The 13,970-nt window shown below is 62.3% G+C and carries 9 protein-coding genes; 7 read left to right on the forward strand and 2 right to left on the reverse strand.

Annotated features, from left to right (window positions below):
• Window positions 1–16: 16 nt before the first annotated feature.
• Window positions 17–778, forward strand: a complete 762-nt coding sequence (locus tag AC1DT6_RS09970) for a cupin domain-containing protein (RefSeq protein WP_441630832.1) — start codon at window positions 17–19, stop codon at window positions 776–778.
• Between the two features lie 53 nt (window positions 779–831).
• Window positions 832–1,824, forward strand: a complete 993-nt coding sequence (locus AC1DT6_RS09975) for a Bug family tripartite tricarboxylate transporter substrate binding protein (protein WP_441630830.1) — start codon at window positions 832–834, stop codon at window positions 1,822–1,824.
• Between the two features lie 245 nt (window positions 1,825–2,069).
• Here AC1DT6_RS09975 and AC1DT6_RS09980 read toward each other — a convergent pair whose 3' ends face one another.
• Complete coding sequence (locus AC1DT6_RS09980) at window positions 2,070–5,504, reverse strand: adenylate/guanylate cyclase domain-containing protein (protein ID WP_441630828.1); 3,435 nt, start codon at window positions 5,502–5,504, stop codon at window positions 2,070–2,072.
• A gap of 693 nt (window positions 5,505–6,197) precedes the next feature.
• On the opposite strand from AC1DT6_RS09980, the gene AC1DT6_RS09985 reads away from it, so the two are divergent.
• The 5 genes from AC1DT6_RS09985 (at window position 6,198) to AC1DT6_RS10005 (ending at window position 13,152) form a co-directional block, all read left to right on the forward strand.
• Window positions 6,198–7,337: a VOC family protein gene (locus AC1DT6_RS09985; RefSeq protein WP_441630826.1), complete on the forward strand. Its 1,140-nt coding sequence runs from the start codon at window positions 6,198–6,200 to the stop codon at window positions 7,335–7,337.
• A gap of 104 nt (window positions 7,338–7,441) precedes the next feature.
• A complete protein-coding gene (locus AC1DT6_RS09990) occupies window positions 7,442–8,320 on the forward strand; it encodes a fumarylacetoacetate hydrolase family protein (protein WP_441630824.1) in 879 nt (292 codons plus the stop codon).
• A gap of 91 nt (window positions 8,321–8,411) precedes the next feature.
• Window positions 8,412–10,304, forward strand: coding sequence for an acyl-CoA synthetase (locus AC1DT6_RS09995; protein ID WP_477114653.1), 1,893 nt, complete (start codon window positions 8,412–8,414; stop codon window positions 10,302–10,304).
• Window positions 10,301–11,950, forward strand: a complete 1,650-nt coding sequence (locus tag AC1DT6_RS10000; protein ID WP_477104084.1) for a bifunctional 3-(3-hydroxy-phenyl)propionate/3-hydroxycinnamic acid hydroxylase — start codon at window positions 10,301–10,303, stop codon at window positions 11,948–11,950. The genes AC1DT6_RS09995 and AC1DT6_RS10000 overlap by 4 nt, the downstream gene beginning before the upstream one ends.
• A 107-nt stretch (window positions 11,951–12,057) precedes the next feature.
• Entirely contained in the window at window positions 12,058–13,152 is a 1,095-nt protein-coding gene (locus AC1DT6_RS10005) for a transporter (protein ID WP_441630818.1), read from the forward strand.
• 110 nt (window positions 13,153–13,262) lie between these two features.
• Here the strand turns inward: AC1DT6_RS10005 and AC1DT6_RS10010 are convergent, their stop codons facing one another.
• A complete protein-coding gene (locus AC1DT6_RS10010) occupies window positions 13,263–13,883 on the reverse strand; it encodes an FMN-dependent NADH-azoreductase (RefSeq protein ID WP_441630816.1) in 621 nt (206 codons plus the stop codon).
• Window positions 13,884–13,970: the final 87 nt, after the last annotated feature.

Below are 13,970 nucleotides of genomic sequence, written 5' to 3' on the forward strand. Positions count from 1 at the left end.
ACAAGGAGACATCGGAATGACATCATCCTATGTACGGAGGGCCACCGACGTGGCCGCGTACGCGCCGGCCAACCACACGGGAACGGCAAACCAGCGCATCATCGGCAAGGAGACTGTCGGCGCGCGCCGGCTCGAGGTCCTGCTGGGCACGATTTCCCGGGGCCACGGCGCGTTGCCGCACGCACACCCGGACCTCGAACAGGCGTCGTTCCTGCTCGCCGGCGAGGGTATCGGCGAACTACCCGGTAAGCAGCGCATCTTGCGCGCAGGGGACTGGAGCTTCAACGCGGCTGGCGTCTTCCATCGCTTCGAGGTCATCAGCGACGAACCGGTGCAGGTGATGGTGGTCTACGCTCCGCCATATAGCGAAAACCCGAACGCAGCAGTGACCGCGAGCGGCCCGGACGACCCGCGCCTTCAGGCCGGTGCCGCCGATGTCCGCGACGTTCCAACCAGCACCGAAGCGATCGCGCTGGCGCACTACCGTGCCGCGCTCGTCAGGCCGGTCATCACACGCCAGACCGTCGATTCCCGGTATCTCGACATCTACATGGTCGACCTTGATCCAGATGGCGGCGCCGAGCCGCACAGGCTTGGCGAGACCGAGCAGGTGCTCTTCGTGCGCAGCGGCACGCTCCATGGGCGCATCGAAGGGGAGCGCTTCGCCGCCGGGACTGGGGAGTGGGTCTACGTTCCCGACGGTGCGGAGCTCAGCCTCGAATCGGCGGACGAGATGCGCGAGCTGATTGTCATTCGCGCACACGATCCGCTGACCTGACGCAAGCTCGGCCAAGTGAATCAATCAGATCCCAAGATGCGGGAGGAGACAAGATGATCCAGCGATTTCCCCGGCGACGCGTGCTCGCCCTGCTGTTCGGACTAGCCGCTGCTTGCGCGGCGTCGCAGCTGGTGTGGGCAGCTGGCCTGAACGAGTATCCGGACAAACCGATCCGTGTGGTGGTGCCGTTCCCTGCAGGCAGTGGCACGGACAACACCGCGCGCTACATCGCGCGAAACGTCACCGCCCAGACCGGCCAGTCCGTGGTCGTGGAAAACCGCCCCGGTGCCAACGGGTTCATCGCGGCCACGGCGGTCGCGAGAGCGCCCGGAGATGGCTACACGATGCTCATCACGACAAATACCACCCACGCGGCCAATGCGTCCCTGTTCAGGAAGCTGCCCTATGATCCCATCAAGGACTACGCGCCGGTGTCGTTGATCGCCAAGAGCGGATTGGTCTTGGTGGTGCCATTCGACAGCCCCGTGCAGAAGGTGGCCGATCTGACCACGCTGGCGAAAAGCCGGCAAGGCAAGATGACCTTCGCCAGCGGCAGTTCCTCCACCCGGGTCGCCAGTGAGCTCTACAAGATCATGAGCGGCGCACCGGCACTGCATGTGCCCTACAAGGGCGTGCCGCAGGCCCTGACCGACTTGATGGGCCACCAGGTCGACTTCATGATTTCCGACATCAATCCAGCCCTGCCCCTGATCCAGAACGGCAAGCTGCGCGCAGTCGCCGTGACCACGTCCAGGCGCCATCCCCTGCTCGACAATGTCCCGACCATGGCGGAAAGCGGCCTGCCGGGGTACGAGATGACGGCTTGGGTTGCTGCCTTCTTCCCTGCCACTACGCCAAAACCGGTCATCGCGCGTATGAGTCAGCTGATTCTGCAGGGGCTGACCAGCCCGGCGGCTACCGAACACTTCAGCCAGACTGGAGGCCAACCCTCCCCATCGACGCCAGAAGAGTTGGCGGCGTTCGTGCGCAGCGAAACCGCGAAATGGGCTGAGGTGATCAAAGCCGCCGGCATCCAGCCGGAATAGCCCGCACCTTCGGCGGCCCGAGAATACTCGGCCGGACAGTCCGGGCAGTGCTGGTATTGCATGGACCAGGACTTCGAAGGTGACCCGATCCAACTGATTGGCACTTGTCACGACCAGCGCCAGGGGAACACCGCGCCAATCTGCGACCGTATCGGACGCCTCACCAAGCGCCTGAGCACCTGCAGCGATCCGAAGGGCCAGCCACGTGTCGTCGGCAAACGCCTCCGCGAGCCTGGTCAGACTGCTTACGTCAGCTCTTCCAACAGTACTTTGGCATCTTGCCAGTCGACGGTATCGAACCCCTCGGTGAATGTGCCATGAATACCGGCCAGGATCGAGCGCGCAGCATCCGTCTTGCCGCAGCGTTGCCATAACCGGGCCACGCTCAGCGCGCCTTTCAGCTCGACTGACCTGGCTCCCTGGTCATGAGCAGTGGCAATAGCCGCCTGAAAACATGCTTCGGCTTCTTTGGCCCTGATGGACGAGCCGGCTTTGTCGCCGGACAACATCAGAATCAGTTCCCCCTTGAGCCGAAGCAGAACCGGCTCAGCGAACCGCTCGCCCGTGTTCTTCACCAGAGCCAGCGCCTCACTCAGCACAGCAAGCCCTGCCTCGGCTTGCCCTGCCTTTTCATAAGCGTTGGCGAGCAGTCCCAGAAGCCTCGGCCGACCCAGTGTCGCTCCGGTGGCTTCGTGGGCGCGGAGGCCTTGTTGTATTTGCGCGATGCCCTCCTCATGACTACCCTGCTCGGCCAGCGCCCAGCCGCGCAGGATCGTTCCCCAACCCAGATAGAGGGGGAACCCCTGGTCGCTTGAAAGCGCGATGGCGGCGTCTGCGTACTCCCGCGCCAGTTGCACATCGCGCCGGTACTGGTGCAATTCGGCCGCGAAGATCAGGCACAAGGCAAGGCCGAACGGATCAGAGGACTTTCTGGCCAGCGCCAGCACTTCCTCGCTGCGCGCACGCGACTGGTCCGGCAAGCCCAGAAACCAGAGCGTCCAGCTTAGCGTGCTCCCGATATGAAGGGCGAGGTTCGGCGCATAACGTAGAAGTTTGCTGTATGTTTTCCGATCGGGGCGGTGCAGTGCCAGCGCCTGCTCCATGTGGGTCCGGGCCATCCTGATCTCGCCCAGACGGAACAAGGTGGCGCCGAGAATGCGGTGCGCCTCCGCGAGCTGTTCCGGATCTTGTTTATCCTGCGCGAGACCGAGCAGCCGCTGCGCCAAGGCGTGTGCAGTACTGAGTTGCGCACGCAATAGATAAAACGACCACAGTCCTAACTGCGCCGAGAAGATCTGCGGTATTTCCCCGCCCTGTTCGCACAAGGCCAATGCACGCGTGTAGGTCTCCTCCACCTCTGGCGCACCATAGCCTCGAGCGGCCATCCAGGCAGGACCGAGGGTCAGCAGCAGGGTGAGTTCCTCGCGTGCGCGTTCGGGGGTGTCTGCCAAGGACTTGAGCAGTTCGAGGGCTGCACTGAGATGATGAATCGCTTCAAGCTGTGCTGAACGCTGCAAGGCTTGCTGGCCCGCCAGATGCAGGTATTCGATGGCCTTCGGCACATTGCCACTCTTGCTGTAATGGTGAGCCAGTTCGCTGCAATAGTCCTTCAGCCGGCCTGGAAACAGTGTCTCGATGGCCCGGGCCGTGCGTTCATGCAGCACACTGCGCTGAGCGGTCAGCAGGGAGTTAGCGGCCACCTCCTGGGTAAGCGCGTGTTTGAACGCGTATTCCACTTCCGGGAAAGCGGGACGCTCGTAAATGAAATCGCCGGCCTGGAGGTCACCCAGAAGCGGGCGCAGTTCCTCTTCCGGTTGCGCTGTGACATGCTGGATCAGACTTAAGGGAAACTCTTTGCCGATGATCGCAAGGGTCTGCAGCAAGTCCTTCTGGGCGACGGGGAGCCGGTCGATACGGGCGGCGAGCACGCCCTGCACGGTCGTCGGAATATGAAATGACAAAGGGGCGTTCTCGATCCGGTAGCTGCCGGGCTGACCAAGCAAGACGCTCTCCTCGGCCAGCGTCTTGACGACTTCCTCAATAAAGAACGGGTTGCCCTCCGTCTTCGCCAGGATAAGCAGCTTCAGGGGCACGAGCGAGGGATGGTCTCCCAGCAGGGCCGTGAGCAGGCCCTGTGCCTCCGCTTGCCCCAGCGGTTCCAGTTGCAATTGGGTGTAGTAAAGTTTCCCGCCCCAATCATGCACGTATTCCGGACGGTAGTTGACGAGCAGAAGCAGCCTGGTACGCTGCACATGCTCGATGAGGATATTGAGAAAGGCCTCGGTCTCGCTGTCCAGCCATTGCAAGTCTTCGAAGAAGACCATCAGCGGCTGATTCTGGCTCTCACGCACCAGTAGCCGTGCAATGGCTTCGAAGGTGCGGTGGCGCCGGATGGTGGCATCCATCTTGGGCAGCGCCGAGCCCGCTTCGCTGATACCGAGCAGGTAAAGCAGATAGGGCAGATGGTCCTCCAGTGTGCGATCCAGGGTCAGCAACCTGCCGGTGACTTTCTCGCGATACAGCCGTTCGTCATCTTGCGCGGTGATCTGAAAATAGTTTCTCAACAGGTCGATCAAAGGCAGATAGGGAAAGGCCTTGCCATGCGAAACCGAGAAGGTTTCGAGCACCATGCAGCCCCGCTGCGAGCGCGCCTTGAATTCGTGGTACAGACGCGACTTGCCGACACCCGCCTCGCCCACCACCCCGACGATCTGCCCTCGCCCAGCCCTGGCCGACTCCGACGCCTCCTGCAAGCGCTCCAATTCGGCCTGGCGGCCGACAAACCGCGCCAGACCGCGATGGGCCGCCACTTGCAGGCGCGTGCGCATGGCGCCGAGGCCGAGCACCTCATAGACCGCAAGCGGGTCCCGAATGCCCTTTACGTGGGTGGTCCCGAGGCCCTTGAACGCGAAGTACCCCTCGGTCAGCTTATGGGTCGACTCGCTAACGAGGATCGACGACGGTGTTGCGACGCCTTCCATCCGGGAGGCGATATGGATCGTGTGCCCCACCGGGTCGTAGTCCGCGCGCAAGTCATCCTTGCGGATCGAGCGCACCACCACTTCGCCGGTATGGATGCCAACCCGGATCTGCAGCGGGACCCCCTGCTCCAGACGGTACCGGTCACCATGGCGGCGCATCACTTCCTGCATGCGCAGCGCCGCGTACAACGCCCGCAAGGGGTGGTCCTCGTGGGCAATCGGCGCGCCAAACAGCGCCAGGATGCCGTCGCCCAGGCATTTGGCAACGTATCCCTCGTAGTGATGCACGGCCTCCATCATCAGCGCGATCACGGGGTCGATCAGCCCGCGTGCCTCTTCGGGGTCCAGGTCCTGGATCAAGGCGGTCGAGCCGGCCATGTCCGCAAACAGCGCCGTAATGGTCTTGCGTTCGCCGGCAGCCTGTCCCCTGGCCTCCATCGCGGCTTGCTCGGCGAGGATGCGTTCGGCGAGATGGGGCGGCGTGTAAAGAACCGGTGCGGGGACAGCGGGCGTTGGCACTGCGGCAGCGACTGGCGTTGCGGCCAGCTCCATCATGGGCGCGCCGCAAGAACCGCAGAACTTTGCTGTGGGGCTGGACTCATGGCCGCATTGCGGGCAGATCTGCGCAAGCCTTTGCCCGCACTCCTCGCAGAATTTTCCTCCCGCGGGGTTCTCGAACCCGCATTTTGTGCAGCGCATATCGCCCTCTGACAGCCTTCGCCTGCCACGAACTCATTAGAAGCGTAATGACCGCCCGTCGCAAGATATAGGTTATCGAAAATGCCACTCACCATACGGCTTATCGTATTCAGCTGATCGTTGCTCACATGGACTTTGGGCCGCGATTCGGCTTACCCAGCCCGTGTTGGATAGCGCGCATCACAGTTCAAACCGGCTTTGTATTCGATGAAGTGCTGGCTGCCCCACAGAATCCGTCCTCGCGGCGCGGGGCCGGGGGCCACGGCCCCGCGCCGACGATCGCGTATCCAAGTCCTCAACCCGGCTCTTTCGGTGTGTCGCTTACCCGACTCAAATGCGCACCGGTACGGTGCTGAACCGGGAGACACCCTGGGCCGCAGCCATTTCGGTCGCCAGTGCTCCGGGCGATGCGGCTCGTATGGCAGCCGGCATGCAATCCCTTGGCCGGTCGACGCGAAACGCGCCGCACCTTGCGCACGGCGGGGCGCTGCGACCGCCCCCCCTGTCGCACTCCCTAGGTGTTAACGAGCTATTTGTCATTATGACAAATATACTATTATCACGTCTATGCACGACGTCGATTGCCCCCGCATTCCGACGTCGCAAGCGCCGTGGCGCCTCCTTGGCAGCACCTGCATGCATGGTGCTGATCCAAAATAATCTCAAACGGACCGCTCAGCGGTTGGAGACCTCATGCCCAAATCGACTGTCATGCTCCGCCAGCCGGAGTCTCACCCGGAGAGCCGGCTGCCACCTGGCGTGCAACGGCTCACTCGCCCAAAGCCGCTCGGTAGAGCAGTGGAACTGGCGTTCCTTCGCTGGGAAAAGAAAGACCTGCCGGCGACTGAACGCTTCTGGCGCGATTTCGGCATGCATCTGGTCAGCGTTTCGCCTGACCGGATCACGGCCCGTGGCGTCGGGACGGCCCCTTGCATTGCGGTGGCCGAACGTTCGGCGGCGAGCCGCTTCGTTGGGCCCGCCTTTCGTATGTCGGACGATACCGACTTGAATCGGTACATCGATCGCATTGGCGCCACGTGGTTGTCCGAACAGCAGATTCCCGGAGGCGGGCGCGGTGTCGAGCTATTCGATCCTTCCGGGCGCAGCGTCTGGCTCGTGCAAGGCCAGCAGCGTGTCGAAGCTCTGCCCATGCGCCCGCCCATGACATTGACCAACACGGGGCAACATGCGCCGCGAGTCAACCGCACTGTTCGCACCCCGATTGAGCCGGCCAGTATTGTCCGGCTGGGTCATGTTGTCTTTCAAACCGTGGACTTTGCCGCCATGGCGGCGTGGTACATGACCGTACTTGGTGTCATTCCGACCGATGTGCAGTACCTCGCGGATGGCAGCCCCAACCTGGCCTTCTGCCGGCTCGACCTTGGCCAGGCGCCAGCTGACCACCACACCCTCGTACTGGTGGGTGGCATCGAAGAGAAATACGAGCACAGCGCGTACGAAGTCATCGATCTCGATGCGCTCGGGCAAGGTCAACAGGTGCTGCGTGCGCAAGGCCATTCGCACATGTGGGGCATCGGGCGGCACTTGCTGGGAAGCCAGCTGTTCGACTACTGGCGCGACCCGGACGGCTTCGAGCTGGAGCACTACACCGATGGCGACCTGTTCACCGCGGATTTCGAAACCGCTTACTCGCCGCTTGATTTCGGCGGCATCTGGGCTTGGGGTGCCGACGCACCAGCCTCCATGAAGCCAAGAAAGACTTTGCGCAATGTGCTGAAGGTGCTGAGGCTGGTACAGCGAAAGGCAATTGCGCCGGCGCGGCTCAAGCTGATCGAAACAGCGCTGGGTGCACCCGCCAGGCCCTGGCTTTAGAACTAAGCAATTCCCTAGGAAGTGTCATGTCTCGTACCGTAATTCGCTACATCCATACGGATGGCCCGCAATGGGGCATTCTCTTTGGCGCACGCATCGCGCCGTTGCAGGTCAACGCCGCGACCACAGGCGAGTTGCTTGCCAAACACTGGCAAAGCATCTGGCAAGTGCCGGCGGCACAGGCAACGATTCCGCGCGAGGCCGTCGAGCTTCTGGCTCCCGTCACGCAGAACCAGCAATTCCTCTGCCAGGGGGTCAACTACCGCAGCCACGTCATGGAATCCGGCCTGCGTGTCGAGAATTTTCCCTTCAACACCATCTTCACGAAGGCATCCTCATGCATCACGGCCGCGGATGCTCCGGTTGCCTCCCCAGCCCACGTCAAGCTGCTCGACTACGAGATCGAGCTCGGGCTGGTGCTGCGGCGGGATTTGCAACCTGGCGTGAAGGTCAGCCCTGACGCTCTCGGTGATTGGCTTGCCGGCGTGACCATCGTCAATGACCTGTCGGCGCGTGACGTGCAATTGCCGCAGGGTCAGTTCTACAAGGGCAAGAGCTATCGCGGCTTCGGACCTGTTGGCCCTGGGCTCATATTGCTGACACCGGAAGAGTGGCAACGTTGGCCGGAATTGCGGATGCGCCTGGATGTCAACGGACAGCCCCGGCAGGATGCCTACTGCGCCGATATGATCCACGCGCCGGCTTCAACCTTGACGGAACTGGCATCCATGCACGACGTTCACACCGGCGACCTGATCGCCACCGGTACGCCTGCCGGTTGCGCGGCCCGCGCGCCGGGCAAGCTCGCCATGTTCATGGCGAAACATTTTCTCAGCGACGCCGGAAAATGGCGCATGTTTGTGCGCCGCGGCATGACCAATCCCGCCTACCTTCGGCCCGGCGATAGCATCCGGGCCTCGATTCGCACGGATGACGGCACCATCGACCTGGGTGAGCAGACCACCGTTATCGCCACGGCATGACGACCACGCAGGTTGCGACGAAATACGTGGCATCCCATCGCAGCATTTGGAATGAGAGTGAAGTCTTATGAGTAGCCTTGCAATCAACGCCATGCCAGAGGTCGTCAGGCGACTGGAGGACGTGGAACAGATCGAACGGACGCCCTGGCGGGACGCGATCCGCGCCACAAACACTTACGATGTACTACGGACCGCTTGCGAGCGCTGGCCGGAACGCGTGGCCCTGCGGCTGCTGCTGGACGGCAGCGCTTCCGCGCCGACGCGCGATGTCCGTTATGCCGAATTGCTCGAGGGCATCCATCGCACCGCCAATACGCTCCACCGCCTGGGTGTCACTCCGGGGGTGCCAGTCGCCATCCTGTTACCGAACCTGATCGAGGGCCACCTGGCGCTATGGGGCGCGGAAGCTACCGGCATTGCCAGCCCCATCAACCCGATGCTGGAATCCAGCTTCATTGCCCGTATCTGCGAAGAGACGGGGGCCAGGGTGGTCATCGCCCTGGGGCCCACGACGGACGGGAATATCTGGGAAAAGGCCGTGGAAGTCGCGGACCGGCTGCCTCGGGTCCATACGATCCTGCAGGTTGACCCGATGGCCGCGCTGGGGGGGCGTATCTGCTCCGGCGGCCACACCCCGCGCGGCAAGATGCCGGCCCGTACCGGCGTGCAAGTGCTCGACTTCCATGACGCGCTGGCCGAATCGGACAGTACGCGGCTGATCAGCGGGCGGCGATTCACGCCCACCGAGCCGTGTGCCTATTTTCATACGGGCGGGACCACCGGGTATCCCAAGGTGGCCGTGCACAGTCACCTGAACGAAGCTGTGATGGCATGGGTCCTTCAACGGATCGATGACCGGCGCAACGTGATGCTGGCTGGATTGCCCCTTTTCCACGTCAATGGAGCCATGGTGACCGGACTCGGCGCACTTCACAGTGGTTCGGAAATCGTCATGCTGACAGCGGGCGGGTACCGGACGCCCGGCCTGCTGGACGCCTTCTGGGAAATTGCCAACCGGTTCGGGACCACCACGTTTTCCGCCGTACCAACCATCCTGGCGGCCCTGCTTTCCAGACCTTTGCCTGCGGACGGGGTCCCGACCTTGCGCCACGTTCTCTGCGGTGCCGCGCCGCTGCCCAGTCAGGTCGCACACGAGTTYGAAAAGCTCACCGGCGTTCGCATTCACGAGGGATATGGCCTGACGGAAGGTAGTTGCGTATCGACCGTCAACCCGCCACAAGCCGCGCCCAAGGCCGGTACGGTTGGCATCCGCATTCCGTATCAGGAATTGAAGCTGTTCAAGCTATGCGCAGACGGCAGGCCCGCCGAACTTGCCGAAGCCGGTACGACCGGCGTGATCGGCATACGCGGCCCCAATGTGTTTCCCGGTTACCTAAGGGAAGGCGACAACCGCGGCATCTGGATCGAGGGCGGATGGTTCAACACGGGTGACCTGGGCCGCCTTGACGCGGACGGAGCTCTCACGCTGTGCGGCCGCGCGAAAGACCTGATTATCCGTGGCGGCCATAACATTGATCCGTCGATGATCGAGGATGCGATCGCCGCACACCCCGCGGTCGCCATGGTCGCCGCGGTCGGGCAGCCGGACATCCATGCGGGCGAATTGCCGGTGGCCTTCGCGATACTCAAGCCAGGCGGACAGGCTTGCAGCGAGGCGTTGATGGAATACGCGCGGGAGAGGATTCCTGAACGTGCGGCGGTGCCGGTACGCATCGAAATCATGCCTACACTGCCCCTTACCGCCGTCGGCAAGGTCTCCAAGCCAGACCTGCGGCTGCTCACTATCGAGCACGTCATCCAGGCGGCGCTTGCCGAGGATGGCATGTCCGACACCCGCGTCAAGGCCCGCCTCTGCCCCGAGCGCGGCGCCATAGCCGATATCTCCGGTCCGGTCGCGTCACGTGAGGCGGCGGTAGCACTGGTAGCCCGCTATCCCGTGATTCCCGCATGGCAGGAGCAATGATGACGGACACCACGAAGACCCCGCAGGGGAACATGCTTGATACGGATGTCCTGCTTGTAGGACTGGGGCCGGTGGGGGCAGCGCTGGCCAACCTGCTTGGCCGCTACGGGATCCGCGTCCTGGCCATCGACCGCGCCACGGAAATCTTTGCCAAACCGCGCGCGATCGCGCTGGACAACGAGGCCCTGCGCATTCTGCAACTCGTGGGCGTAGCGGAGGGCGAATTCGCCACGGTGGCGATTCCGAAGGTGCAATACCGCTCGCCACTGTTCGGCCGCTTTGCGCGCATCAATAGCGCGAGAATTGTCGACGGCCATCCGACGCTCGTCACGTTCTACCAGCCAGAGCTGGAGGCCGTGCTGCGCAAGAAGCTGTCAGCGTACCGCACCGTGGACGTTCGCCTTGGGACTGAACTCCAGTCCTTCGTCGATGATGGTCATTGTGTGCGTGCCGTCGTGAAATCAGCTGGCGGCCCCGACCTGCAGGTCAGGGCGAAGTACATGGTGGGCATCGATGGCGCAGGTTCACTGGTCCGGCGTGAGCTGGGGCTTGATTTCGAGGGCCGCACATTCCAGCAGGACTGGCTGATTGTCGACGCGCTTGGCGTGCCGAATCCCATTGACCATTGCGAGTTCGTCTGCGACCCCGCGCGGCCAACGCCGCATATGGTCGCCCCAGGAGGCCGCCAGCGCTGGGAATTCATGTTGAAGCCGGGCGAAAGCGCTGCGGAAATGGAGCGGCCTGAATCGGTGCGCAATCTGCTCGCGCCGTGGTGCGATGTAGACAAGATCCAGATAGAACGCACCGCCGTGTATCGATTTCACGCACGTGAAGCCAAATCGTTCTCAAAAGGCCGATGTTTCCTGGCCGGTGATGCCGCTCACATTACCCCCCCTTTTGCCGGGCAAGGATTGGTGGCCGGCCTGCGAGACGTGGCAAATCTTGGGTGGAAGCTGGCGTGGGTGCTACGCGGCCAGGCGAGCGAGCAGATTCTCGACAGCTATGATCAGGAACGCCGGCCTCACGCAAGAAAGATCATCAACCTGGCGCGCTTTCTTGGAGCACTTGTCATGCCACGCAACCGAGCTGCGGCACTCGCTATACACGGGTGCATGAGCGCGATAAGGTTGTTGCCGCGCGGCCGTGCCCTGTTCGAAGACCTGAAAGTGAAGCCGGCAAACACTTTCGACAAAGGCCTGTTTGTGCGCGTGCGCGGCACCGAGAAGCTGCGTGCCGGTTCGAGCTTTCCACAGGGGTGGGTCCGACCGGCAGAAAGCGGAATCCCGACACTTAGCGACGATTGCCTGGGGCTTGAGTGTGCAGTCATCGGATTTGGCTTTGACCCCGCGACGCGTCTCTCGTCTGAGCTCATGGTCCGCTGGTCCCTCGCCGGTGGCAAGGTGTGGCAATGGTGCCAGCGTGCCCAAGCGCAGCATCTCGCGCCCAAAGGCCGGCGTCTTGAAGCACTGGACGAGGTCGTGTTGCCCCGCGTGGCCCCGCTCGACTGGATGGTGGTGGTCCGCCCTGACCGATGCGTGCTCGCCGAAGGCCCGGCCTCTCAAGCCGAGCACATCCTCCAGCGCGCCCTTTATTTGATCGATCCGCCGCAGGTACGCCTCGACATACGCCTCCCCAAGGCCGCCTGAAGGCACCAGTCGCCCCGCAGACAGTATAAGAACCTTCCGGTGCCAGTTCGTGGCCTCGGCGGGCGGGGCTTTTTTTGCACCACCTGAATAACAAGGAGGAGACCCTTGTGTTGCAGACTTCTGTTTATTGTCTTTCTATCTCGGCGATAATTTGCCTTGCAAGCATGACCGCGCATGCCGGAGAAGACTTTCAGGTGCGGTACAACATAGCAGGCAGCATCGGAGGGGAAATGTTTACACCCCCAGATGCCGCCGGGCTCGCAGTTGGCGTCGCAGCAACTTATATCGACATCAGGAAGGTGACCGGCAACGACGGCAACACACTGACGAAGCCGATCCCCGGTGGCGCCATTCCACTTCCGTCCCCGACACCCGTGAGCGCGTATCCCACTTATGGCGCGAATACCGCCCAGATCCCCGCCTCAGGCACTTTCAAGCTGTTCAACCTCGGCGTTGGCTACATTACCGACGCGGACTATGGCGGCGGTCGCTTCGCGTTCGGCGGCGTTCTGCCGTATGGCGTCAAATCCCAATCGGTCAGGGCTACTGCCGCAACGCCAGCCGTGCAGGCGAACCCTGCAGTCCCCGCGGCCGCACAGCGGGCCATCGCGAGCCAGTTCGGGGCGACATATCAGTCAACCCTTGCCGGCGAAGCAGCCAGTTCCAGTGGCGACGTATCGGGCATCGGCGACCTGGAGTTGCAAGGCGGCTGGCTCTATACGACCGAACAGCTGCGCGTATTGCTGGGCGCATCCCTCGTCATTCCGACAGGGCGCTACAACGCATCGCCTGCACCCGACATAGGCACTGGTAATTTCTATACGCTGCGGCCGTCGGTGCAAATGGCCTACCTGCCAACGCCCGACATCGCCTTCGCGGCAAAGGTGACCCTGGGCCTGAATACGAAGAATCGGGACAATGACCTCCGCAGCGGAAACTGGATCGGACTGGAAGGCGCGGCAGCATACAAGACCGGGATTGGTGTATTCGGACTGCACACCGTCTTCGTTCAACAGTACCAGGACGACTCGAACAATCCCTGGGGCCCGAGCCGATACCGATCGCTCAATGCCGGTGCGTTCTATACCGCGATGGTGCCTGGCATTGACGCGGCGCTGACGTTGCAATACATGGCAACAACCACTTCGCGCAACGCAAAGGTCGGCAGCTTTAGCCAGATCCGCTTGATCAAGCTGTTTTGACGACGATGACTAAGAGACCTTTCAAGTGCGACACGTTTCGCACTTGAAAGGTCTCTGAAAAGCTGTGATCGTGTCTTGCCGTTTCCTTAGGCCTGACAACTCGGTTCCACTTAGGTCGGAAGCAGATCGTCAATCTGTTGCTGTGCCTGCTCGATAGCGACTTGCCGTTGTTCGGCACCTGCAGACACACCGTTAGCAGCGACCACTTCAAGCTGGGACACGCCCACGAACGAGAATACGCTCCGGAGATAGGCTTCCGCGTGCTCAAGTGCCGCGTTGCGCGAACCGGGGCCATAGTACCCGCCGCGTGCAACGGCCAGGATGATGCGCTTGCCGGTCACGAGCCCTTCTGGACCTCTGTCCGTATAGCGAAAGGTCTTTCCCACGACGGCGATACGGTCGATCCAAGCCTTCAGTTGGCTGGCGATACTGAAATTGTAAAATGCGACACCAATGACCACCACGTCGGCCGCCAGGAATTCTTCCAGGATGGCGCGTCCCAACTCAATATCCCGCAGAAGCGCTGCGTCATTCGGCGCCTTGGGATCACGGGATGCGGCGAAGTAGGCGCCGGACAAGTGAGGAATGGGTGAACTGGCGAGGTCGCGATATATGACATCGACTTTCGGATGCGCGGCCTTGAACTTGTTGACGATGCCGGCCGAAAGGGTACGGCTGACGGAATTGTTTCCCAGGATGCTGGAATCAATGTGAAGAAGCTTCGTGGTCACTCGGGGATCTCCAATGGTATGCGCTGCCCATCGCGGAGTTGAACAGTCCGAATTCAATGGGCGCGATTGCGTGATGGCTCGCGACCA

Source organism: Cupriavidus sp. 01L45, from assembly GCF_056399885.1.